This is a genomic window from Paraburkholderia sp. PREW-6R, assembly GCF_039621805.1.
In the GTDB taxonomy this organism is placed as follows: Bacteria; Pseudomonadota; Gammaproteobacteria; order Burkholderiales; family Burkholderiaceae; genus Paraburkholderia.
In genome coordinates, this window is sequence record NZ_CP155075.1 from 736167 (window position 1) to 758308 (window position 22142).

22 protein-coding genes are annotated in these 22142 nt (G+C 62.3%); 2 read left to right on the forward strand and 20 right to left on the reverse strand.

From position 1 onward, the window contains the following. Window position 1 precedes the first annotated feature (1 nt). From AAGS40_RS27835 to AAGS40_RS27870, 8 genes are all read right to left on the reverse strand, one after another. The gene (locus AAGS40_RS27835; protein ID WP_345816775.1) at window positions 2-808 is read right to left on the reverse strand and encodes an ABC transporter ATP-binding protein; all 807 of its coding nucleotides are present in this window, start codon (window positions 806-808) and stop codon (window positions 2-4) included. After that, the gene (locus AAGS40_RS27840) at window positions 801-1586 is read right to left on the reverse strand and encodes an ABC transporter ATP-binding protein (protein WP_345816776.1); all 786 of its coding nucleotides are present in this window, start codon (window positions 1584-1586) and stop codon (window positions 801-803) included. The genes AAGS40_RS27835 and AAGS40_RS27840 overlap by 8 nt, the downstream gene beginning before the upstream one ends. After that, window positions 1576-2631: a branched-chain amino acid ABC transporter permease gene (locus tag AAGS40_RS27845; protein WP_345816778.1), complete on the reverse strand. Its 1056-nt coding sequence runs from the start codon at window positions 2629-2631 to the stop codon at window positions 1576-1578. Before AAGS40_RS27845 ends, AAGS40_RS27840 begins: the two co-directional genes overlap by 11 nt. 2 nt (window positions 2632-2633) lie before the next feature. Further along, entirely contained in the window at window positions 2634-3524 is an 891-nt protein-coding gene (locus AAGS40_RS27850; protein WP_345816779.1) for a branched-chain amino acid ABC transporter permease, read from the reverse strand. After that, window positions 3521-4468 (reverse strand): hypothetical protein, encoded by a 948-nt coding sequence (locus AAGS40_RS27855; RefSeq protein WP_345816780.1) that lies wholly within the window; start codon window positions 4466-4468, stop codon window positions 3521-3523. The genes AAGS40_RS27850 and AAGS40_RS27855 overlap by 4 nt, the downstream gene beginning before the upstream one ends. 12 nt (window positions 4469-4480) lie before the next feature. After that, window positions 4481-5401 carry a ferritin-like domain-containing protein gene (locus tag AAGS40_RS27860; protein WP_345816781.1) on the reverse strand — a complete coding sequence of 307 codons (921 nt, stop codon included), beginning with the start codon at window positions 5399-5401 and terminating at the stop codon, window positions 4481-4483. A 71-nt stretch (window positions 5402-5472) separates the two neighbouring features. Then, a complete protein-coding gene (locus tag AAGS40_RS27865; protein ID WP_345816782.1) occupies window positions 5473-6681 on the reverse strand; it encodes an ABC transporter substrate-binding protein in 1209 nt (402 codons plus the stop codon). Window positions 6682-6772: 91 nt separating this feature from the next. After that, a complete protein-coding gene (locus AAGS40_RS27870; RefSeq protein WP_345816783.1) occupies window positions 6773-7645 on the reverse strand; it encodes a GntR family transcriptional regulator in 873 nt (290 codons plus the stop codon). Between the two features lie 50 nt (window positions 7646-7695). Between AAGS40_RS27870 and AAGS40_RS27875 the strand changes: the two genes are divergently transcribed. Next, window positions 7696-8970, forward strand: a complete 1275-nt coding sequence (locus AAGS40_RS27875; RefSeq protein ID WP_345816784.1) for a hypothetical protein — start codon at window positions 7696-7698, stop codon at window positions 8968-8970. Between the two features lie 343 nt (window positions 8971-9313). Here AAGS40_RS27875 and AAGS40_RS27880 read toward each other — a convergent pair whose 3' ends face one another. From AAGS40_RS27880 to AAGS40_RS27890, 3 genes are read right to left on the reverse strand one after another with little or no spacing between them, the layout of a single operon-like run. Continuing rightward, window positions 9314-10390, reverse strand: a complete 1077-nt coding sequence (locus AAGS40_RS27880) for a porin (RefSeq protein WP_345816785.1) — start codon at window positions 10388-10390, stop codon at window positions 9314-9316. A 54-nt stretch (window positions 10391-10444) separates the two neighbouring features. Beyond that, window positions 10445-11380 carry an alpha/beta hydrolase fold domain-containing protein gene (locus tag AAGS40_RS27885; protein WP_345816786.1) on the reverse strand — a complete coding sequence of 312 codons (936 nt, stop codon included), beginning with the start codon at window positions 11378-11380 and terminating at the stop codon, window positions 10445-10447. Next, window positions 11377-12744, reverse strand: coding sequence for an MFS transporter (locus tag AAGS40_RS27890; protein ID WP_345816787.1), 1368 nt, complete (start codon window positions 12742-12744; stop codon window positions 11377-11379). Before AAGS40_RS27890 ends, AAGS40_RS27885 begins: the two co-directional genes overlap by 4 nt. A 194-nt stretch (window positions 12745-12938) precedes the next feature. Between AAGS40_RS27890 and AAGS40_RS27895 the strand changes: the two genes are divergently transcribed. Continuing rightward, window positions 12939-13481 carry a MarR family transcriptional regulator gene (locus tag AAGS40_RS27895; protein ID WP_345816788.1) on the forward strand — a complete coding sequence of 181 codons (543 nt, stop codon included), beginning with the start codon at window positions 12939-12941 and terminating at the stop codon, window positions 13479-13481. A 195-nt stretch (window positions 13482-13676) separates the two neighbouring features. Here AAGS40_RS27895 and AAGS40_RS27900 read toward each other — a convergent pair whose 3' ends face one another. The 9 genes from AAGS40_RS27900 to AAGS40_RS27940 form a co-directional block, all read right to left on the reverse strand. Then, on the reverse strand, window positions 13677-14294 hold the full coding sequence (locus AAGS40_RS27900) for an NAD(P)-binding domain-containing protein (RefSeq protein ID WP_345816789.1): 618 nt from the start codon (window positions 14292-14294) through the stop codon (window positions 13677-13679). Between the two features lie 92 nt (window positions 14295-14386). Beyond that, entirely contained in the window at window positions 14387-15142 is a 756-nt protein-coding gene (locus AAGS40_RS27905; RefSeq protein ID WP_345816790.1) for an SDR family NAD(P)-dependent oxidoreductase, read from the reverse strand. Between the two features lie 58 nt (window positions 15143-15200). After that, window positions 15201-15602, reverse strand: coding sequence for a nuclear transport factor 2 family protein (locus tag AAGS40_RS27910; RefSeq protein WP_345816791.1), 402 nt, complete (start codon window positions 15600-15602; stop codon window positions 15201-15203). A 48-nt stretch (window positions 15603-15650) separates the two neighbouring features. Continuing rightward, window positions 15651-16760: an alkene reductase gene (locus AAGS40_RS27915; RefSeq protein ID WP_345816792.1), complete on the reverse strand. Its 1110-nt coding sequence runs from the start codon at window positions 16758-16760 to the stop codon at window positions 15651-15653. A 36-nt stretch (window positions 16761-16796) separates the two neighbouring features. Further along, on the reverse strand, window positions 16797-17786 hold the full coding sequence (locus AAGS40_RS27920) for a zinc-dependent alcohol dehydrogenase family protein (RefSeq protein WP_345816793.1): 990 nt from the start codon (window positions 17784-17786) through the stop codon (window positions 16797-16799). A gap of 87 nt (window positions 17787-17873) precedes the next feature. Then, entirely contained in the window at window positions 17874-18782 is a 909-nt protein-coding gene (locus tag AAGS40_RS27925; RefSeq protein ID WP_345816794.1) for a LysR family transcriptional regulator, read from the reverse strand. Between the two features lie 214 nt (window positions 18783-18996). Further along, window positions 18997-19932, reverse strand: a complete 936-nt coding sequence (locus AAGS40_RS27930; RefSeq protein ID WP_345816795.1) for a LysR family transcriptional regulator — start codon at window positions 19930-19932, stop codon at window positions 18997-18999. A 182-nt stretch (window positions 19933-20114) separates the two neighbouring features. After that, window positions 20115-20783, reverse strand: coding sequence for a redoxin domain-containing protein (locus AAGS40_RS27935; RefSeq protein ID WP_345816796.1), 669 nt, complete (start codon window positions 20781-20783; stop codon window positions 20115-20117). A gap of 83 nt (window positions 20784-20866) precedes the next feature. Next, on the reverse strand, window positions 20867-22006 hold the full coding sequence (locus AAGS40_RS27940) for an alkene reductase (RefSeq protein ID WP_345816797.1): 1140 nt from the start codon (window positions 22004-22006) through the stop codon (window positions 20867-20869). Window positions 22007-22142: the final 136 nt, after the last annotated feature.

The window sequence follows — 22142 nt, forward strand, 5'->3', positions numbered from 1 at the left end:
GTTAAGAAGCGTGGACGACGGGCGCGCCATCGTCCGCAGGGTTGCCGCTTGCATCTCGCGCCGTGCGGCGGCGGCGCGCGGTGCTGCCCGCTTGCTGCGTGCCGAGATACGCATCGGCGAGCGTGCGGTCCTGCATGATCTGCGCAGCGGTTCCCGAACGCGTGATGCGGCCTTCGGTAATCACGTAGGCGTCATCGGCGATCGACAGACCAGCACGCGCGTTCTGTTCAGCGATCAGGATGGTCATACCGTCGTCGCGCAAACTCGCCAGCGTCGCGAAGATGTCGCGTACGACGAGCGGCGCAAGGCCCATCGACGGTTCATCGAGCAGCAGCACGCGTGGGCCGCTCATCAGCGCGCGGCCAATCGCGAGCATTTGCTGCTCGCCGCCCGAGAGCGTGCCAGCCAGCTGCCTGCTGCGTTCGAGCAGACGTGGAAAGAGCCGCTGCACGAACGCGAGCCGTTCGTCGTAGTGCTGCCGTTTGCGTTCCCGCAACGAGAGGTAAGCGCCCATCTGCAGATTTTCGTCGACGGAGAGCGGGCCGAACACGCGTCGGCCTTCCGGCACGAGCGCGAGCCCGGCCTTGACGATCTTTGCCGGCGCGAATGGGTCGATGCGCGTTCCCGCGAGCGAGACGCTGCCGCCACGTGCGCGCACGATCCCGCACACCGTACGCAGCGTCGTGCTCTTGCCTGCGCCGTTCGAACCGATCAGACACGCAATACGGCCCTGTCCGACCGTCAGCGACACGTCATGCAGCGCCAGATTTGCGCCATAGCCAGCGCGCAGTTCGCGGATTTCAAGCATCGGCCAGCTCCTCGCCGAGATAGGCGGTCAGCACCGCCGGATCGCGCACGACTGCTTCGGCCTCCCCATCGGCAATCAGGCAGCCGTGATCGAGCACGACGAGTTCGTCGCACAGCGACATCACGAAGCCGAGGTTGTGTTCGACCAGCAGCAGCGTGACGCCCGCACGGTTCACGTTGTCGATCGCAGCGATCACCTGTTCGACTTCGCCGTGCGGCACGCCCGCGACCGGTTCGTCGAGCAGCATCAGCATGGGCCGGCTCACTATCGCGCGTGCGATTTCAACAATCTTCGCTTCGCCGAAACTGAGCGTACCCGCCAGACGATGTGCACGATCCGCGAGACCGAAGGTGTCGAGCGCGGCCATCGATTCATCGTAGATCGCGCGTTCCTCGCGACGTTGCGCCGGAGTGCGCAGGATCGACGCGACAAGCCCGGCGTGCGTGCGTGGATGACAGCCGACCATCACGTTTTCGAGCACGGTCTGCTGACCGAACAGCTGCAGGTTCTGGAACGTACGGGCGATGCCGCGTTGCGCGCGGCGCGCCATCGGCACCGTGTCGATGCGCGCGCCATCGAAATGGATCGTGCCACTGGTCGGGGCCGTGTTGCCCGAGATCGTATTGAAAAGCGTCGACTTGCCTGCGCCGTTCGGACCGATCAGCCCCTTGATGGCGCCGCGCGGTATGTTGAACGACACACCGTCGAGCGCGGGGAGCCCGCCGAACCGCACGCCGATGTCGTGCAGTGTCAGCAAGGCGGACGTGTCATTCGCCATGCGTCCTCCCCTGCTTCGGGTCACGCCCCGCAACACGGAAGACACGCCGCGCCACGCGCTCGCCCGCGCCAGCGATGCCTGCTGGAAAAGCCGTCAGCACGACTACCATCGCGACACCGAAGATCAGCAGTTCGGCATCGGGAATCGCGCGCAGCGCTTCGGGCACGACCGTATAGACGAGCGCGCCGAACAGCGGCCCGAAGAAACGTCCCTTGCCGCCGACGGCGACCATCACCATCAACAGGATCGACACCGACACCGAAAACGATTCAGGTGAAATAAAGCCCGCATAGTGGCCATATAGCGATCCGACAGCCGCCGCCAGCCCGGCCGACAGCGCGAAGGCCACCAGCTTCGTGCGCTGCGTGTCGACCCCGCTCGCCTGTGCACCGGTTTCGCTGTTGCCAAGGCTCACCATCGCACGGCCTATGCGCGAATGGATCAGGTTGTAGATGGCCCACATCGCCGCGAAGGTGATTGCGCAGCACAGCCAGTAAAACGACCGGTCGGTATCGAATGCGAAGCCGGCAATCGACATTGGTTCGATGCCAGACAGTCCGTTCGGACCGCCCGTCAGATCGACCAGCTCGACGAACAGCACCGAAACGATCGCGTTCAGCCCGAGTGTCGCCATCGCCAGGTAGTGGCCCCTGAGACGAAACGTCGGCATGCCGACGACCAGCGCGACCAGTACGCCAACTCCCACCGCTGCGAGCAGATCGACGAGTGGCGGCGTACCCAGGCGGACCGACAGCACGCCGCTCGCATACGCACCGAGGCCGTAAAAACCCGCATGACACAGCGAAATCTGGCCGGTATAACCCGAGACGAGATTCAGACCCGCGAGCAGCATTACGTTGAGCAGCAAGGTCACGACGAGACCGGTCACATAGCTGTTCGGCGAGACGAACGGCACGAGCGCGAGCACGATCCATACGGCGATCAGCGCGCGCGGCTGGCGGTAGGTCGGCACGGCCCGACCGGGCGTCTCGCGGGTGGCGGGTGGAAGCGCCTCGCGTGGCAACGCTTTATCGACGGACGTCATGATCAGACCTTTACGATATCCGCGCGTCCGAACAGCCCGTTGGGGCGGACGAACAGCACGAGCAGCAGACAGACGAACGACATGAGGTCGCGAAAGTGCGACGAGACGAGGCCACTCGCAAACGATTCAAGCAGACCGAGCAGCAAGCCGCCGAGCAACGCACCACGCAGACCGCCGAGCCCGCCGAGCATCGCAGCGGCAAATCCCTTGAAGCCGAACAGCGTGCCGGAGTCGTACGACACGAACGTCAGCGGTGTGACGATCACGCCGGCAATGCCACCGGCTAGCGCCGCAAGCACGAACGCCCACGACACCGTGCGCTCGACCGGCACGCCCATCAGCGCAGCGGCGCCGGGTTCGGCTGCGCACGCTCGCATCGCACGGCCCGCCAGCGTGTATTCGAAGAACGCATGCGTCGCGATGATGAATGCGAGCGCAATGCCCACGAGCCATAGCGCCTGCGCGTCGATGGCGAGGCCCGCGACGTGCAGCGTGGCCGGCGTAAGTCCAGGCAACCCATGCGGCTCTTTGCCGAGCATCATCACGGCGCTGCGCACGCTCAGGCCGACACCGATCGTAACGAGTGTCAGCGTGAACGGGTTGTTGTGTGGACCGCGCGCGACAAATGGCATCACCAGTCGGTCGCATACCCAGCCGGCCGCCGCGACTGCGAGCGGTGCGGCCACGCAGGCTGCCCACACCGGCCAGCCGGCGTTATGCAGGGTCGACGCGACCATGCCGCCCGCCATCAGCCACTCGCCCTGCGCGAAATTGATCGCGCCCGTCGCCTTGTAGACGACGTTGAAACCGACCGCGACGATGGCGTAGATGCAGCCCATCGTGAGACCGGCGATGGCAAGTTGCAGGATCTGGACGGCAAGCGGACTCATCATTGCGCTCCGGCTGGAACCGGCGCGTGGGCCGGCCGGGCGGGAAGCGCGACCTGCACGCCGAGCGGCACGAGCCGCGCCAATGCGTCGTTCAACGCGTCCAGCACGAGTCCGGCTTCGCGCGCGGCGCTCACTGCACCGAGTCCGTGCTTTGCCGCGACGTCGGCCGCCGTGGCCATGTCGCTCTGTCCGGCGAGCGACGCGCTGTGCAAACCGGCGAGCACAGACTTGTCGATGTACGTGCTTACGCGTGCGGCGATATCGTCGTGCGCGGCCTCGTCCCACACGGGCGCGCGCACGTCCAGATAGAGCCAGCCAAACTGCGCATGCCGCGATTTGGCATCGACGATGTGTTCGAGCGCCTGACGGATCGCCGGATGCGTGGTCGCCTCGAGATACGCGCGATACAGCGTCAACTCGATTTCCGCTTCCAGCACGCAGTGCGCGACGAAATGACCGTCGAGCGATTCTTCCGCGCGCAACGCTGAGACGTGACGGAACTGGTCGAACAGCGCGTCGTCACCGGCATGCGGCGGGCGATCGATGTAACCGCCAAGCACGTCGGCAAGCGCATGATAAGTCTCGATCTGCCAGGCTTCTTCCGTGTTCTTTACGGTCAGGAACAGCTTCGGGTCCGACTCGCGGTCGGGCTCCAGACAAAAGCGGATCAACGTGGCGGGCGTATCCGACAGACGCGGATATTCGAGCCAGGCCCGGCGGCTCCAGACGAGCCGCGCCGCGTCGAGTGCGTCACGCGCTATCCCCTCCGTCTCGAACCCGCTCCAGTCGATGTCCGTCAGCGGGTTCCAGCGCTGCTGCTTGGCGAGATCGTAGAGGTCGCGTATCGAATCGATCTGCCGCGACAGCGCGATCGGAAAGCGCCGCTCCTGCCGGATACGCACGGGTTGCGCAGCGGTGTCGGGCGCGACGGCCAGTGTGTCGGTCATGTCCGGCTCCTGTCAAAACGTGCCAAGCTTCGGGTGATAAAACGCGGGCAGGTTAATGCCCCAAGGTTGCATGCGGTCGCGAATCGACGCGACGGACGCGATGAAAATCGGCTTTTCGAGTTCTTCGACAGTAGCGCCGAGGCCCGCTTCCCACGCTGTGCGATCCATCGCGATCTCTTCGCGGGCGTCCTCGCTGTCGGGCGACAGCCACGTCACGTGATAGCCGTTCAGCTCGACCTTCTCGATCATCGTGACGACGGCTTCCTCCACCGCTTTCACCTCGGCGCTCGACAGCAGCGGCATCTGCGCATCGAGAAAACGCCAGCCAAATGCGCAATGGCGGACTTCGTCGCGCGTGATCATCTGGTGAATGCGGCGCGCGGCCGGATCGCGGGTGATGTCGGCGAGATGACGGAACACGTCGAACGCAATTTCCTCGGACGTGCAGACCAGCGCAGCGATGATCGCTTCAAGCGGCATCGACTGGTCGAGCGCCATGCGTCGCACGCCGTGTGTCGCAACCGATTGCTGCGCCTTGGGCTTGGGCGCCGGAATATAGCCGCCCAGACGCTCCGCCATGCGAAAGCACGCTTCTGCGTGACGCGCCTCTTCCTGCGAGCGGATCGAAAAGTACAGACGCATATCCGGCGCACGCTTCTCGTGGCAGAAACGCAGCTGCAATGCCGGACTTTCGGAAATCGCCGCATATTCGGTCCATGCGCGACGGCTCCAGCTCAGACGTCCCGCATAACGCTGCTCCTCCGTGTAGACCGACGGATCGCACCCGCTCCAGTCGATGTCGGTGCGCGGGTCCCATTGCTTCGCGGTCGACAGATGAAACAGCTCGCGGATCTTCGGATTCCGCACTCCGAGGTCGAGCGGAAACTGGCTGACAGGTGTATCCAGAATCGTGAACGGCGTGGCGGTGGACATGCGGCTCTCCTTGAGTGCTTCACAACGAAGCGCGAGACAGGTCGATAACAGCGACATGGAATGCGACCGGATCAGCGATAGTCGGCCAGCCTGAAACGCTGTCCGTCGTAACGCACCATCACGGTGTCGTCTTTGCTCAGTCCTGAATGGCGATCGGCGGAAAACGAGTAAATGCCGCTGATGCCCTTGTAACCTTGGATGCTCGTGAACGCGTTGGCGATGGCGGCGCCGTCGGCTTTCGGTCCGGCTTTCTGCATCGCTTGCGCGGCCAGCATGATCGCGTCGTACGACTGCGCGACGAACTGGTTTGGCGCGTGCTTGTAGCGTGCTTCGAAACGCTTCGTCAGATCGGTGATGTTCGCTTTCACCGGATCGCTATCCGGCAGATCCGCACCGACCGGAAACTTGACCGACACCAGCAGCAGCTTTCTGGCATCCTCGCCGGCCAGCTGCATATAGCGCTGATCGACGAAGCCATAGCTGTGAATCAGCGGCATCGTCAGGCCCATCTGGTTTGCCTGCTTGATGAAAATGAGGCCGGCGGGCGTCACCGTCCAGCATACGATCGCGCCTACGTCGGCGGATTTTGCGGCGCCCAGTTGCGGCGTCAGATCGGTATCGGCCGGATTGAACGACTGATAGACCACCTCCAGATGCCGCTTCGGTGCGATGGTCTTGAGCTGTTCGACCGCGCTCTGTCCGAAGCCGCTGCTATCGGCCAGAAACGCGATCTTCGTGATCTTGTTCTTGGCGAAATAGTCCGCCAGGCGCTCAAGTACCTGATCGTCGTCCACCGTGCTCTTGAAAGCGAACTTGCGCTGCGCGGCCGGATAGACGATCGTCATCGCGCCTTCGGTCGACACGAACGGCACGGCCGCCTTTTCCGCGAGCGGCTGCATCGCGAGCGCGATCCCGCTCATATTGCCGCCGCCGACGATAACCGAGACCTTGTCCTGCGAGAGCAGACGGCGCGTCGCGTTGATCGCCTTGGCCGCCTGGCTCTCGCCGTCGTAAAACACCCATTCGACTTTCTGTCCGTTGATACCGCCCTTCGCGTTCAGATCGTCTACGGCCATCTGCATGGCGGCCTTCATGTCTTCGCCGAGGAAAGCCGCCGGCCCCGTCACCGACAGAATCGAGCCGATCTTCACCTGAGCCTGCGCAGACGCGGTGCCGAGCGCCGCGCACAGCATCGGCACCGCGACCACGCCGAGCCGCAGCCATGCATAAACACGTGCGGCACGCTTTAACGACCATTTAGTTTGGATGCCGAAATACATGAATCACTCCGTGAGGCGGGGTTGCGTGCAACCGGATTGTTATGAGGCTGTTAATGCGCCGCTGCGTGGCAAATGTACGCGTCGTGGGACGTCAGCCGTCGCGATCGGCGCGCGGCGCGCCTTCCTCGAGCGGCACGCGCACGGACCAGCGCGCCTGGTCGGGACGGTAAAGCGACGTGCCCGCCATCGCCACTTCTTCGTTGCCGGTGAGGTACGTCATATGGCGCGTCAGCACGAGGTCTCCCGGCACCAGGTTCAGATACTCCGCGTCGCCCACATCGGCTTCGCGGCATTCGAGCCCGAACTCGGCGGTAATTGGCCTGGCACCGGGATTCAGCAGATCGAGAATCGAATGGCGCTCCAGATCGCGCTTGCGCAACGTATCCGCAAAACGCGCATTGATCATCCGGTAGTCGATCGACACCGGCACCCGTTCGGCGCGGCGCAGACGCACTACCTGCCAGACTTCGGCGTTGCCATCGAGCTTCATGCGGCCCTGCCAGGCGCACGGGCATAACGTCTTCTCCACCCGCAGCAATTCGAATGTCATCTTGCGGCCGAGGCTTGCCCACTGCTCGATGAAGTTCATCGACATGTCGATCCGTTCGACCACTTTTTCCGTCATCACGAACGTTCCGAGGCCGCGACGGCGAACCAGATAGCCTTCGTTCACCAGTTCGCTCATCGCCTGGCGCATTGTCGCGCGCGCCACGCCGAAACGGGCCGACAATTCATGCTCAGGCGTGAACGGCCGGTCTGCATGCGACCACGCGTGGATCTCCGCCAGCAGGCGCCGCTTGATCTGCACGTAGATCGGCAACGGCGAGTCGCGATCGATCGGCGACTTCTCCGCGCGCTGCACGAGCGGCGCGGGGTTGTCGTCTTCGGCGACGGACGGTACGGTACGAGGCGGCATGTTTTTGTCCGGCAGACCTGTGGTATCGGTGAATGTATAGTTACCCATACATTAAACAATTTCCAGCGTTTTTCAAAAAAACCGTTTCAGCTAACGATATGCGAATTCATACGATCGACGCAGCGCTCGCTCCTTCCCCGCTTGTGGTATCGCAAGGCGACTATCGCGGCGCCGGCTCGCTCGCCGCTTGCGACACCGTTGTCTGGGACGCCGGTGAGCTTTACGCCGAGCTGGTTACCAGCGGCCTGGAACTGAGCGTCGGCGAATCGACACGGATGTTCGGCGCCGCGCGCCACTGGCGTCGCGAATTCGGAGCGCTGCTGCGGCGAGGCGGAACGATCGTGCTGTTGCTGCCCGAGCAGGCGATGGTGCGCGCGCACCATTTCGAGGACCTGATCGATCTGAACCTGCTCGAATCGCTCGGTGACGCTGCGCCTCGGCCCGAGGCATTGGCAATGCATGTCGACGCCGGGCCGGCGACCTGGCGTGTCGGCGGTCAGCCGTTCCACGACTTCTTTTCGGCGACGCAGACGCTGTGGCATCCACGGTCGCAGTTGACGCATGCGCGCGGCGAAATCATCCTGCAGACCGCGACGGGCGACGTGCTCGCGACATATCAGACGCGCGACGCCGGACGGCTACTGCTGTTGCCGCCGTTGCGCGACGATCGCACGACCGACGACGACCATCGCTGGACCGATGCACTCTCTCTGCTCGTCGCAAGGCTCGCGGATCCGTCGATCGTCATGAATGCGGCGTGGCTGGATGCTCAAGACCGGGCCGCCCACGTTGCAGCGCGCCAGCGCATTGCCGCGTGCCGCGAAGCAATTGCACGGCACGAACGGGAGATTGCGTCGGCGCAGGCCAAACTGGATCGCTGGGCTTTTTATGCGCAACTCGTTGCAGGAACGGGGCGCGGCGTCAGTCGCGCGCTCTTCGAGGCGCTATCCATCATCACGCCGGGCGCGCAGCGGGACTGGTTGAGCGAGACACTGACGACGGTGCCCTATCGCGACGGTGTGCTCGTTTTCCGGAGCGTGCTGCATGGCGAAACGCTCGACGAAGCGCTGTGCGTGCGGATCGAGGACGACGTCGCGCGCATCGAAAAGGAGCGCGGTACGATTCACCGTGTGCTGCTGGTGGATTGTCGTGAGAATGCGCGGCCGCTTGATGAGCGCGCTTCCGTCTATGCGCCTTCGCTCGTCGATGCATGCGCGCGGCACGGTTGGCAGGCGATGGTCAGTGCAGAAATATTTGCGGCCATCGGCAAAGCGAATTCAAGCGAGACATCGCTCGACGTATTGCTGGCATCTCACGCCGATCTCAATCCGATCTATTCACAGGTACAACGCGCACTCGTTCATCGCGTTTAGTCTCTTTAGCAGGCTGTTGGAAAATGTCGATGAGGTGATCGGGGTCGACACCTGTCGCCAGTTTCGGTGGCTGCGTTGCATTGGTGACATGTGAAGCAGTCGCATACGCACCCTTCGCCGGCGGCATTTACGCAGCGAGTGGCACCGAAGCGGGGACGCGGCGGCCGCTAGCTAAAAGACCGTCTCGGGCGGCATTGCAACATAACATTGACCAGTGGGCATGGCGTTACCATTTGAAGTCGGAAGACAACACCGCTTACCCTCCTTCGCCCTGGTATGCAAACACTCCCGGTAAGAGACGACAGGCGCACGGCTTCGCTGCCGGTCGCCCAGTGCGCGGCGCTTAGAACTTGGTCCGCAAGCCAATGCGCAAGGCGAGTTGATTCTGACTCGTCGAATACCCCACATTCGTCGCTGGATTCACAATCAGAAAAAGTCCGGCCGGGTGAGCGGCCGAGTTACTGTGAGCAAAGTTGGCACTGACATATACGTCAGTCCGTTTCGAAAACAGGTAGTGCAGCGCCGCGCTCATTTGCCCAAACTGGACAGTCGGATAGTGGTTGTACATGTACGCAATACCCCCGTTCAGATCCGGCGAGAAGAAGTAATCACAGCCGCCCTCCACCACGCTCACTAGCAGTTTGCCCGTGCCTGGCACGCCGCTCACGCGATTGTTCGTATAGTTGCCGAATACCGTCAACGATCCAAAGCGATAGCGCGCACCCACGCCGATGTTCCGGATGGATGTGCCGAGCAAAGCGGCTTCGGCCACAGAGGCGCCCGTACCATTGGCGTTGGTATAAGCCGCACCGATCGCGAACGGACTGCCGTTGTCGTAATTCAGGCCGAAGCTCGTGAAGCGTGGCGCACCGGACGTTCCGCCAAACGAACCCGCCACGTTGCTAAAGCCATACATCGCCCCTGCACTCAAACCGGACACATTACCGGTCACGTACTTCACCGAATTGTTCACCTGTTCTCCTGCAAGGCGATCGATGTCCAGCAGGTGCGTAGCGTAGACGCCACCGAATCGCGCGATAGCCGTATCGAATACGATGTTATCGAGCATGAAATCGTACTGACGTCCCAGCGTCAATGTGCCGAACCGTCCAGTCAGTCCGACGGCAGCCGTCCGTCCAAACATTGCTCCGCCCTGACCGAGCGTGCCGTTGCCGAGCGTGAAACCGTTCTCCAGCGTGAAGACCGCTTTCATGCCGCCACCGAGATCTTCGGATCCCAGCAAGCCCCAGCGATTCGCCTGGGCAATACCCGTATCTTCGATGACGGTACTGTGGCCTTTCTGATTGCTCACGTAGGTAATGCCCGCATCGAGAATACCGTACAGCGTTACCGAGCTTTGCGCATGAACGGACGAAATGCAGGCTATCGCGAGCGCGATACCGGTCAGTACTTTTCTCATGGCGTCTCCAGACCAGTCTGTATTTTTTAGTTTGTGCAGCGGCGATTCGCTCCGCTAACGTGCGTCGGCCAGACGATCGACGCACCAGTCCGCTGTGTGTCGCATCGCTTTGCGCGCGAGCGGCGTGTCGAATTTGGTGAAACCGTGTGGCATGGTTTCGTAAAGATTCAGCGCGACGCATGCGCCAGCACGTTCTGCGTGATCGGCGAAACGCTCGACGTCGCTCAACATCACTTCGTTCGCGCCCACGCACAGCAGCACGTTGGCATTCGCGTCATAGGGCGTGTTCAACGGTGCCGCGAGTGGATCGCTCCTGTCGGCGTCGTCGATATAGAGATCGAGCATGCGCTTGCCCATTTCACGCGTGGCGATATCGCGTGAGGCATTCACGTACCATGAGGCACCGTGCATCTGCAAATCGGCCATCGGACACAGGCCTGCCATGCCGGCGGGCAACGGACATTCGCCGCGCACGACGCGCGCCGGCAACGTCAGCGCGAGACACCCGCCCGCCGATTCGCCAACGAACACGATCGCCTCGCTCGCGTGCCCTTGCGCGAGCAACGTGCGATAGACGTGGAGAACGTCCAGACTTGCTGCGGGAAAGCGGTGCTCAGGTGCCTGCCGGAAGCCGATCGCGAGCACGGGGCGCCTTGATAACACCGCCAGTTCGATCGCGCTTTGGCGACCCAGCTCAAGACTGCCACGCACGAAGCCGCCACCGTGGAGAAACACAATGAGCCCACTGGCGTCTGCATCGCTCGTGGCAATCCTCTCGCACGGTACACCGGCGATTTGCAGAGAGGTGACGACGACGTCCGGCGCATCGACTGCATAGGCCTTCGATTGCAGGATCGCCCGCGTTGCATCGCGCATGTCGGCTGCCGACTGCGGGTCCGCGTAGACCTGGGTAAATCCGCCGTCGCCAAGCAATGCGGCGGCAAAACGGCGATCTTCATCGCTCGCGGAAAAGTAGTGGATGTTCATCATGCAATATCGGTGGAGTGGGAAACCGGACGGGGCGCGGGCGCGGTCACGCGCATCAGTTTTCTGAGCGCACCTTTGAATGAAAAGTACGCGGCACACGCGCAGACGAGCAGCACGACGGCGAGTGACACGGAAAGCGCGTGCGCGTCGACGGGACCGACGGCGAGACGGTCACTTGCCGCACCTACCAGCAGCGGTCCAGCGCCGGTTCCGACAACATTGACACCAAAGATGAAGCAGCCGATCACGCGCCCACGCATGCGGTTTGGCACGCCCACCTGCAACGGAATCGGCATCAGCGACGTCAACATGCTGATCACGAAGACCATTACCGCGTAGCCGGCAGCAGACCATACGAGCGTCTTGCCAAATGCCATCAGCACTATCGCGGGAATGAGCATCAGGCTGAATCGCGCAGCCAGGCGAATTACACGACCGACGACTTCCGTATCCGCAACGCGCCCAACGAACCCTTGGCCGCCCAACGAACCGGCCAATCCACACAGCAGGAACGCGATCCCAAGCACGGGGCCGAGCGACGCCGCCGAGCCGAAGTGGCTGCGGATCGCGAACGTTGGATACCACGTGATCAACGAGAAAAAGGCCGCGAGAATGCACGTATAACCGCAAAAGTAGCCCCGCAGATGGGCTGCATCGCGGGTCACGAAGCGCATCACGTCGCGCAGGCTGGCACTGTTCTTTTTCTTTTCCGCGTCCTCGCTGCGTTGGGGTTCGCGCACGCCGAACAGGATGAGCAACGCAAGGAGCAGCCCCGGCGCGCCGACAACGGTAAAGACCGCCTGCCAGGGTTGCAAATGCCCAATTCCGGGCAAGTCCATTCCACCGGTGTGGACGAAATGATTCAACAGAAAACCACCCGCAACGAGCGAAGCGCTGCCGCCGATGTACGGTGCCGCGGTGTAGATTGCCGTTGCGCGCGGCAGCATTCGAGGTGGAAAGAGATCGGAGAAGATCGACAAAGCGGCCGGCGAACAACCTGCCTCCGATAGCGCCGTGGCCGAACGCACGGCCAATAGTTGCGCGTAGCCGGACGCGAGCCCCGACGACGCTGTCGCGACACTCCATAGCGCGATACAACCCGATGCGACCCGCACGCGATTGCGGTTATCCACCAGCCAGCCGAGCGGTATGCCGCCAATCGCAAAGCACAATGCAAACGCGAGGCCCTGCAGCAAGCCCACTTGTGTGTCGCTAAGGCCAAGGCTGTGCCGGATGGGATCGATGAGTAGCGTGAGAATCTGGCGGTCGACATAGGCGAATGCGAAGGCCGCTGCGAACAATGCCACCACCATCCACCGGTGGGCGCGGCCAGGCGGCATGTGGCCTGTTAAACCGGTTGAATCCATGATGTCTCCTGAACGGAAAATGGATCACTTTGGTAGATTCATTTGACACTAGTATCGTTCTATTTGAAACTATATTCAATGGTGTGCTGCTCGGGGTTTACACGTGTCCCCGATCCATGCAGGACGTTTGCGCAGACGGCGGGGCACATCGGGCGGCAGCTATACTGTCGGGCGAGAATATCGGGAGTGAGACTGTGAAGACACGGGTGCAAACCGAAGAATTACGCCAGGCAAAGGCGTTCCTGACGCGGCTGTCGGGTGAGAAACGCACGGCGCAAGGAGTCGCGTTTCCGCCGGAAAGCTACCGGTACGAGCTGTCGCAGGTACAGATCCTGTCGACGCTGCTCGAGCGTCTCTATACGAAAGAGATGCTGCCCTTGCACGAATTGCCGCTGCTGGAGTGGCGTCTGCTCGAGGCAATCGGAAGTTCGCCGGGCATTACGGCGGCGGAGTTCTCTCGCTATTGGGTATATGACAAGGTGACGGTGAGCCGCGCGTTGCGCGCGCTGAAAGCCCGCGACCTGGTTGAATCGGCCCCACACGCTACCGACGGCCGCCGTGTCGAGCTTCGTCTGACAGAAGCAGGGCAAGCTGCTTTCAACGATCAACTGGCCGCCAAACATCGCCATCTCGAAGCACTCTCTTCCGTGCTGAGCGAGAAGGAGATGACAGAGTTCACGCGTGTTTCGCGCAAGCTCATTGATCATTTCAGGCGAGTGGACGAAGGCGCAGATTAGCGGAAGCTTCTGATCTTTGAGTGGAAACTTTGACGGCCAGATCCGTGCAAATGGTCGGCGGCAATTCTGCGAACATGAAGCCCTCCGTGCCGACTAGGAATGTTTCAGGCGCAAGTCAGTAAAGCGCGCGGGAAGCCCGCTCTGCTCCCACGCGAATACCTGGCTCGGTCACCGACTTAATACGCGTGCCAATGCTCAGCCCGCGTTGAAAGCACGGAAGCTGATCGTTCGACCGTAGCCCGAGTCCGTGGCAAGACGCACGGCAAACATGCCCATCACCTCCGCGTAAAGGGCCGTTGAGAGCGGCCCACCATTGACAGGCTCGAACCCCAGTTCCGTGGCCAGACTCGACACGACCGCTTTCGCGTTCTCGTCGTCCGAGCTGACGAACACGCTGGTCCTGCCTGACTCTCCCGGTTCGCGGATGACGTTCGACCAGATCGAGGTAAAGGCGCTCACCACGCTTGCCTGCGGCAGTGCCGTCGCGATGCGCTCCGCCGAGCTGGGCAGACCGTCCCGCCCGACGCTGCCCGACACCGATACCGCCACTACGATGCCCCGATAACCGCTTAAGGTGGCCGCAGCCCGCTCAATCTCAGCAGCCGGCACGACGACGAATACGACGTCGCTGGCGAGAAGATCCTGCTTCGACGCTTCCGTTACACCGAGTTCGTCCGTTAACCTGAGCGCCGACGCACTGCCTGGCTGGGCGCCGCGCACCTTTACGGCGTGACGTGTCCTGCGACTGACCGCAGTAGCAATGGCGCCGCCCATGTCGCCAGTTCCAAGGACCGATATCTTGAGACTTGTCACCACATTTCTCCTATGGCCGATAATGGCCGGTTCAAATTAATAAGCTATGCTTATAGAAACAGATCTTCCGAGACATGACACGAACCACTAGCTCAGTCGCCGAACAACTCTGCCATCTGCGCGTTAAACCCGTTAACGAGATCATGCTCGCCCGGGCCCGGGTTCGCACGGAACAGCGTGGCGCCTTCGACCAACACTTCATTCGAGTCAGTGCCAAGAATGGCAATTGTTTCGTCGATAAACGCGTCTAGCGGCATGGCCTGTTCCGCTTCACGGCTGTTCATCAGGTCCGTGCGGACCCACGGCGGCGCGATTTCGATTACACGCACAGTGGTATCGCGCAGCAAGAAACGCTGTGACAGGATGTAAGAATGCAACGCCGCCTTGGTCGACGAATACACCGCGGTCATAGCGAGCGGCACGAAGGCCAGCACGGAACTCGTATAGGCGACAACGGCATCGTTCTTCGTCTTGAGATGCTCGATCAGCGCGGATGTCATCCGGATCGGACCGGCCAGGTTGGTCGCGATGGTGGAGACCATCAGCGCATCGTCGATCCGGCCCGCAGCGGTATCGGGCTGCATCACACCCGCGTTGTTAATCAGCACATTGAGATCGGGATAGTCCTCGATCAGCTGCGCCGCTACCCGTTCGATGCTTGCAGGATCGGTAATATCAAGTTCGATCGCCGCCATGCCGGGGTTCGCCGCCACCACTTCGTCGAGATGGCTGCGCCGTCGTCCGGCGATGATGACCTTGTTGCCACGTTGATGCAGCGCTTCGGCCAGCCCGCGGCCGATTCCCGAACCGCCGCCTGTAATGAAGATAGTGTTTCCGCTGATATTCATGATGGAGTCCTTATTGATACTTGAAAGGTGGTGTGCTAGGTTTTGAACGCCGTGGCGCTCAAGCCGGGAAGCGATCGCCGAACATCGGCAAGCCGCTTACGGATTGCGCCTCAGTCGCTTCATCTTGCAGTACGTCCCAGTGCTCGGCGAGTTTGCCGTCTTCAAAGCGGACAACGTCGGCTGCAATCCACGCGGCGGGTCTGCCATTTCCCGAGAAGCGGCCGTGCGCGATGACGTAGTCGCCGTCTGCCACGATGAGCTGGTTCTCGTAGCGTAACGTGTCAGGCAGCGTGCGGATCAGCGCAAAAAGACCCTCACGTCCGGGCGCGATATGCGCGCTATGCTGAATATAGCGGTCCGACCAGAAGCGTTCGGCTGCCGCGTAGTCGCGCTTGTTGAATAACGTATCGAACGCCTCGAGGACGAGGGCCTTGTTCTGCTCGGGTGTCGTCTTGCTCATGTCAGTCTCGATAAAAACAGGTAAATTGAAATCCCGGCTCGACGTGAGTCAGGCATGCGCGCGTCGCGTGGCGGGATAATCGGAATAGCCTTGCGGACCCGAGCCGTAGACCGTGGACCAGTCCACCTCGGCCAGCGGCGCGCGGGCGGCAAGCTTCTCGACCAGATCGGGGTTCGAAATGAAGGGACGCCCAAACGCCACCATGTCGGCGAGCCCTCCCTCGATCAGGCGGTTGCCGCGTTCGGCGTCCATATTGACGTTCGCAATCAGCTTGCCGTGGAAAATCGGCCGAAAATGGTGGAACATGCCGTCCCCCATCAAGGGTTCGAGCGGCGTGCCGGTGAAATCCGTTGTGTTGCCCATCAGCAGCAGATGCGACAAACCATAGCCGTCGAGTTCACGGATAGCGTATTCAGCTGCTGGGAGCGTCTCGTCGTTCGCAGCGAATGGGCCGCTCTCGTGCATCGGGCTGATCTTCACGCCCACCCTGCCCGGTTCGACATCCTGGAGCACGGCCTCGATGACCTCGAACAGAATGCGTGCGCGGTTCTGGATGCTGCCGCCGTAGCGATCCGTGCGGCGATTGGTGGTGCGGTTCAGGAACTGCGCGAGCAGGTAAAGATAATTCGCGAGAATCTGCACGCCATCGAAACCCGCTTCCATCGCGTTGCGGGCCGCGCCTGCATAGTCCGCCACGGTCTGTCGAATCTCGTCCAGGGTCATGGCTCGCGGCATGACGGTCGGTTTGCGGCCTGCGGGCGTGACCGACTCATGCTGGACATTCACGTTCGAAGCCGACAGCGGCAGCGCGCCGTCGCGCAGGTCCGGGTGGGAGATCGCGCCGGTGTGCCAGAGTTGCGCCACGATACGGCCACCTGCGGCATGCACCGCATCCGTCACGCGTCGCCAGCCGCGCACCTGCTGCGGGCTCCAGAGCCCGGGCGTATCGGCCCAGCCGAAGCCCGCGGGACTGATTGCCGTGGCTTCCGCGACGATCAGGCCGGCGGAAGCACGTTGCGCGTAGTACTCGGCCTGGAGATCAGTGGGTACCTGATCGCCCGGATTCGCGCGCATGCGAGTCAACGGCGCCATCACGATACGGTTGCGCAGATCGAGATCGCCCATGCGGACAGGCGTAAAAAGAGCTTCAGAGGACATGTGTTTCAGGCCCAGAAAAACAGGATTGGATAGGGTTCAAACCGTAACGACAATCTTGCCGACCTGTCCGCCCGCTTCGATAAAGCGGTGGGCAGCGGCAATTTCGTCCAGCGGAAACGTCCGGTCAATCGTTGGACGCAGCGTGCCATCGGCAAGCCCCTCGCTAACGAAGCGCTTGAGCGCTGCCAGTTGGGCATCGTCGCGGGTACGGGCGGTCAGTGCGAGGCCGCGGACGGTCAGATCGCGGGCGAGGATGTCGAAAGGCGGAATCACGGTCTGATCGGTGGCGAGCGCGCCGTAGAGCACCAGCGTGCCGCCGTTCGCGGTGGCCCGTGCAAGCTCGGCGAAACCGGGGCCGCCTACGGGATCGAACACGAGCTCTGCACCTTTGCCATCGGTCAGGCGCTTGACCTGTTCGACCACGTCCTGCTCACCGGTCACGACGACAGCCGCGGCATCGTGGCGCAACAGTGCATCAGATTTGGCGCGGGAGCGGGTCAAGGCAAGCGGACGCGCACCCACGCGGTTGGCGATCTGGATCGCGGCAAGGCCGACGCTACTCGATGCGGCAGAAATCAGGACCGTTTGGCCGGCCACGAGACGACCGATCGCGATCAATCCGGCCCACGCGGTCCCGTATGCGGCCCAGGTTGCGGCGGCTTCGACAAAGCTGACATGTTCGGGAATGGCGACCAGCGAACGTGCCGGCGCAAGCGATACCTCGCCGTAAAGCGGATACTGCGCGGCGCCATAGGCGGGTACCAGCGCAACCCGGTCGCCTGCCGCGAAGCCGGTCACGTCGGCGCCGAGCGCCTCGATAACACCGGCGGCTTCAAAGCCGAGACCGCTCGGCAGAGCCGGTTTAACCGGCGCGCGGCCGGAACGCAGTGTCAATTCCGTGCGGTTCAGGCCGATCGCATGAATGCGCAGGCGCACTTCTCCTGCGCCCGGTTCGCCCGCTGCGACATCTTCCATCTGCAGCACATCGGGATTGCCAAACTCGTGAATGCGTATGGAGCGTGCCATCTTCGTTTCCCTTCACTTTGGTTGCATCGTGGAGGGAAAGATAACGGCGTCCTGCGCGCGGCGGTAGCCGCCCGTTTGTGCTAACTCTTATGTACGGGATGCATGGATGGCGAGTTCGCGCCTGACGTTGGCGGCGAGGTGCTCGACCACTGCGCGCCCCGCGGCGCGGGTTGCCCGGCCCATCGGGAAGTACGCGTGCACCGGAATGTCAGCGGTCTTCCACTCGATCAGCAGCCTGACCAGCGAGCCGTCGGCGAGTTCGCGGCGGCAGGCCCATTCGCTCGTCGAAGTAATGCCGATCCCCGCCACCGCTGCAGCTACGGCGCCCTCGTTTTCGTCCGCTGAGAAATGCGCGTCGAGGTCGAGCACCTTCTTCTCATCTGCCCGCACAAACTTCCACGCCGTCGGGACCACCGACGCCGGCCCGCCGACGATGCGGTGCCGTGTCAGCTCTTCCGGCGTGACCGGCGAGCCGTTCCGCTCGATATAGTCCGGCGACGCCACGATGACACGCGAAATCTGCGTGATTAACGTGGCTGTTGCACTCGAGTCCACCAGACGCCCGAGGCGGATGGCGACATCCACGGCGTCCCTGACGAGATCCTGCGGCCGATCGCCCAGCAGCACCTGCAGTCGCAAGTCCGGATGGCGTTGGAGAAAAGGCGCAAGGCGCGGTATGACTTCGCGGATCGCCACACTGCTTGGCATGCTCATGCGTAACGTGCCGCGCAGTTCGCTTCCTTCGCGCACGCTCTGCTCGGCTTCCTCGAGCGCGATAAGGATGGGGTCCAGACGCGACAGGAATTCCGTGCCCGCCTCCGTCAGCATGACCGCGCGGGTCGTACGCGTGAGCAGACGGGCTCCCAGATCGCCCTCAAGCTCGGCGATGATCCGCGATACCTGCGATTGCGACAGCCCGAACTCGCGCGCCGCGGCCGAGAAACTGCCAAGCCGCGCCACCCGGGCGTAGAGCTTGAGGGCGAAAATATCCTTCACGGTGCCAGATATGAGTTGGGATGGATTAATTCGGTAAGGCTATCTGACCGATGCGCGACGCGCAAACAGGAGCACCAGCGAGTCCCCTTCGTCTCGAACGCCCGAGACGCGCCCGGCTTCGTCGTCGCGCCTCTGCGCGATCAACCCTGCACATGGCGCGTCAACGCAGCAAAAACCGGATTGAACAGACGAATCCGACCCTTGCCCCGGACGCTCAGGCAGCCCGTTTGCGAGGGTCGCCCCCGAGCAGTTCGGGTGCAAATTCCGGCGCCAGACATTCCTCGACAAAAGCGGCAAACTGCCTTGCCTTGCTGCTCGCCATGCGGCCCGTCGGATACAGGGCAGACAGCGCCACCGTTGGAAGCATCCAGTCGTCCATGACCGATACGACCTCGCCAGAGCGAAGCTCCGGAGAGAATGCCCATTCGGAAGCAACGGCGAGGCCGATATGCGAGAACACGGCAGCCCGCAGTCCCTCTGTCGCCGAGATCGACACGCGGGCGCCGAGCTTCACGGATTGTTCAATCGTGTCCTTGCTGAACGTCCAGCGATCGCCGCCGCCCAGGTCACGCGAATAGATGACGGCGCGATGCGCAAGAAGCTCGGACGGTGTAACGGGTTGCCCGTGACGGGCGAAGTAAGCCGGGGTGCCGAGCACCCGCCGGCGCGCCTCGCCAATGCGGCGTGCCGTCATGTTCGAGTCCGCGAGATCTCCCATGCGCAGCGCGAGATCGATTCCCTCTTCTACCAGATCGATATTTCGGTCATCGAGGACAAGTTCCAGGTCGAGCTCGGGATTTTTTTCGAGGAATTCAGGTAACCGCGGCACGATGTGGAGGCGGGCAAAACATACGGCCGCTGAGACTCGAAGTTTGCCCGTCAGACCCGCGGCGGTGCCCCGTGCCGCCAGCACGGCTTCGTCTGCCTCTTCGACCGCACGTTTTGCCCGCGCGTAAAAGCTTTGCCCGGCTTCTGTCGGTGTCAGCGAGCGCGTGGAGCGCATCAGAAGTTTGACGCCCAGCCATTCTTCCAGCTGGGCGACCGCTCTGGAGACCGCCGGCTGTCCGACATCGAAGTGACGCGCCGCCGCCGAGAACGAGCCTGTATCGACAACGCGAATGTAGATTTCAATCGCGGCCAGACGGTCCATTGGGCTTCTCCCGTAAAAATGGCGTTTGAGCTTCTACAGTTGCATCCGGCCGCGACGCCTATCCGAGCGGACTCAGTGCTGAGCAAGTCTCCCAAGAGGTTACCTGATGCAGACCATACGTGCATGCGCGGTGTCTTTACCGTGCCATTCCCCATGGCGCCCGTCCTGTTCTGCAGATACATTCAAAAATGACGCCCCGAGCGCCATGTGCCGGAGGACTCCGCACCCGGCCTACCACGGCCGGGACTGCGTGCCCGCAATGCCTTCAACGCCCCGAGCAATGCCTCGCTATCGAGATGATGGCGGTAGTCAGCATCGATGTGACTTAACACGATGACGCCTTCCTGGTCTATCAGATAGGTCGCGGGGATGGGCACGAGGAAACTGCCCGACTTGCGCGTCTTCGGCGGGATATACCCCAGCTCCAGATATCTCGGTCTGAGTTCGACGGGGAGTTCGAACACGAGGCCGAACGCACGCGCAACCTTCATGTCCGTGTCGACCAGTTCCGGAATCGGCACGGATCCGCCCGGCTGCATAATCTGGCCAGGCGGAGCAATCGCGAACGCCGAGGCCCCCAGTGTCACGATGCTTCTGTAGGTGACGGCCAGCTCCGCCAGACTTTCCTCGCCAAATGCGCACCACGCGCCGCGCCAGAAGTGGAGTACCAATGGCCCTGCGTCTAGCGCCCGATCCAGCGAAAACGCGTGGCCGCGGGTGTCGGAAAGTTCGAACGCAGGAACATGCCTGCCTGCGCACAAAGCGTCCGAAACCGCACCCGCGGCCGCCAGCATCGCCGTACTAGCCGCCTGATCGATGTCGAACTCCGAGCCGGAAGGAATTGGGCTCATTGTCAGCTCCCGAATGTCAACTCGCCGCCGCCGTCAAAATCGACATGCCGCACTTCATGCGATGTTTTGAAGCGCGCATCCGATCAAACGGCCTCGGCGTCCATCAGATCCTGCGATGAATCGTCCATGACCTGGGCGCTATAGGTGGGGAAATCCGAATAATTCTTTTCGTTGCCTCCCCAGAAAGCTTCGCGCACATAGGGCGTCAGGGGCAAGTTGCGTTCGAGCCGGAACGGAAGATCCGGATTCGACGAGAAGTGACGGCCAAACGCGATGAGGTCGGCATCGCCCTTCTCGACGGTCGCAATCGCACCCTCGCGGTCAAACCCGCCCGCTGCGATGATCGGTCCGGAAAAATGCGGTCGCAGGTAGGACGCCGCCACGACCGCCTGGTCTGCGTGCAGGGTGTCGTCGCCCTTGATGCGCGGTTCGATAACGTGCAGGTAGGCAATCCTGTAGCTGTCGAGCACCTTCGCAACGTAGCTGAACGTGGCCTGCGGGTCGCTGTCCGAGATGCCACCCCACTCTCCCGACGGCGAAATACGCACGCCGACGCGATCCGCGCCATACACGGAGATCAGCGCTTCGAGCGCTTCGCGCAGAAACCGGACACGCTTCTCGACCGGACCACCATAAGCGTCCGTGCGCTTGTTCGTACCGTCCTGAATGAACTGGTCAACCAGATACCCGTTGGCAGCATGAAGTTCAACGCCGTCGAAGCCAGCCGCTTTCGCGCGTTGCGCTGCGCGACGAAAATCCTCGATGATGCCGGGGATCTCGTCTGCTTCCAACGCCCGATGCGGGGACGCCGGCACAAAGCCATCCTTCGTCAACGCGACTCCTTCGAACGGAACCTGCGACGGAGCAACTGGCTGGGCCCCGCCCGTCACCTCCACGTGGCTCTGACGTCCACCATGGATCAGTTGTAGAAACGCGTGGCCGCCTTTGGCGTGAACAGCGTCGGCAATTGCTTTCCAGCCTTCGTGCTGGCCGTCGTGGTAGATGCTGGCGGCGCCGAGGTACGACCGCGCCTGGACTGAAATGCTGGCAGCTTCGATAACGAGCAGGCCGCCTTTGGAAGCGCGCTGGCCATAAAAGTCCGCCATGATCGGGCTGGGGATGTCACCGGGCTGGATAGTGCGCACGCGGGTCATCGGTGCGAGAACGACCCGGTGGTTCAGATGAAAAGCGCCGACTTTTGCGGGGCTGAAGAGCTTGGCCATGATATTCCTTTGATGGTTCTGGAGACTGCCGGAAAGCTCCGGCACGCGTGCTTCGTTGATGTCCAATGTAGGGGTTAAAGGTGTGCTCAGATAGGTAGCGCCAGGGATAGGGATCATTCCAGAACCGAATAAGTGC

What these genes read in the sequence shown, in the direction of transcription:
- AAGS40_RS27835 (WP_345816775.1), bottom strand. Translation starts at nt 808, where the DNA reads ATGCTTGAAATCCGCGAACTGCGCGCTGGCTATGGCGCAAATCTGGCG.
- AAGS40_RS27840 (WP_345816776.1), bottom strand. Translation starts at nt 1,586, where the DNA reads ATGGCGAATGACACGTCCGCCTTGCTGACACTGCACGACATCGGCGTG.
- AAGS40_RS27845 (WP_345816778.1), bottom strand. Translation starts at nt 2,631, where the DNA reads ATGACGTCCGTCGATAAAGCGTTGCCACGCGAGGCGCTTCCACCCGCC.
- AAGS40_RS27850 (WP_345816779.1), bottom strand. Translation starts at nt 3,524, where the DNA reads ATGATGAGTCCGCTTGCCGTCCAGATCCTGCAACTTGCCATCGCCGGT.
- AAGS40_RS27855 (WP_345816780.1), bottom strand. Translation starts at nt 4,468, where the DNA reads ATGACCGACACACTGGCCGTCGCGCCCGACACCGCTGCGCAACCCGTG.
- AAGS40_RS27860 (WP_345816781.1), bottom strand. Translation starts at nt 5,401, where the DNA reads ATGTCCACCGCCACGCCGTTCACGATTCTGGATACACCTGTCAGCCAG.
- AAGS40_RS27865 (WP_345816782.1), bottom strand. Translation starts at nt 6,681, where the DNA reads ATGTATTTCGGCATCCAAACTAAATGGTCGTTAAAGCGTGCCGCACGT.
- AAGS40_RS27870 (WP_345816783.1), bottom strand. Translation starts at nt 7,645, where the DNA reads ATGGGTAACTATACATTCACCGATACCACAGGTCTGCCGGACAAAAAC.
- AAGS40_RS27875 (WP_345816784.1), top strand. Translation starts at nt 7,696, where the DNA reads ATGCGAATTCATACGATCGACGCAGCGCTCGCTCCTTCCCCGCTTGTG.
- AAGS40_RS27880 (WP_345816785.1), bottom strand. Translation starts at nt 10,390, where the DNA reads ATGAGAAAAGTACTGACCGGTATCGCGCTCGCGATAGCCTGCATTTCG.
- AAGS40_RS27885 (WP_345816786.1), bottom strand. Translation starts at nt 11,380, where the DNA reads ATGATGAACATCCACTACTTTTCCGCGAGCGATGAAGATCGCCGTTTT.
- AAGS40_RS27890 (WP_345816787.1), bottom strand. Translation starts at nt 12,744, where the DNA reads ATGGATTCAACCGGTTTAACAGGCCACATGCCGCCTGGCCGCGCCCAC.
- AAGS40_RS27905 (WP_345816790.1), bottom strand. Translation starts at nt 15,142, where the DNA reads ATGAATATCAGCGGAAACACTATCTTCATTACAGGCGGCGGTTCGGGA.
- AAGS40_RS27910 (WP_345816791.1), bottom strand. Translation starts at nt 15,602, where the DNA reads ATGAGCAAGACGACACCCGAGCAGAACAAGGCCCTCGTCCTCGAGGCG.
- AAGS40_RS27915 (WP_345816792.1), bottom strand. Translation starts at nt 16,760, where the DNA reads ATGTCCTCTGAAGCTCTTTTTACGCCTGTCCGCATGGGCGATCTCGAT.
- AAGS40_RS27920 (WP_345816793.1), bottom strand. Translation starts at nt 17,786, where the DNA reads ATGGCACGCTCCATACGCATTCACGAGTTTGGCAATCCCGATGTGCTG.
- AAGS40_RS27930 (WP_345816795.1), bottom strand. Translation starts at nt 19,932, where the DNA reads ATGGACCGTCTGGCCGCGATTGAAATCTACATTCGCGTTGTCGATACA.
- AAGS40_RS27935 (WP_345816796.1), bottom strand. Translation starts at nt 20,783, where the DNA reads ATGAGCCCAATTCCTTCCGGCTCGGAGTTCGACATCGATCAGGCGGCT.
- AAGS40_RS27940 (WP_345816797.1), bottom strand. Translation starts at nt 22,006, where the DNA reads ATGGCCAAGCTCTTCAGCCCCGCAAAAGTCGGCGCTTTTCATCTGAAC.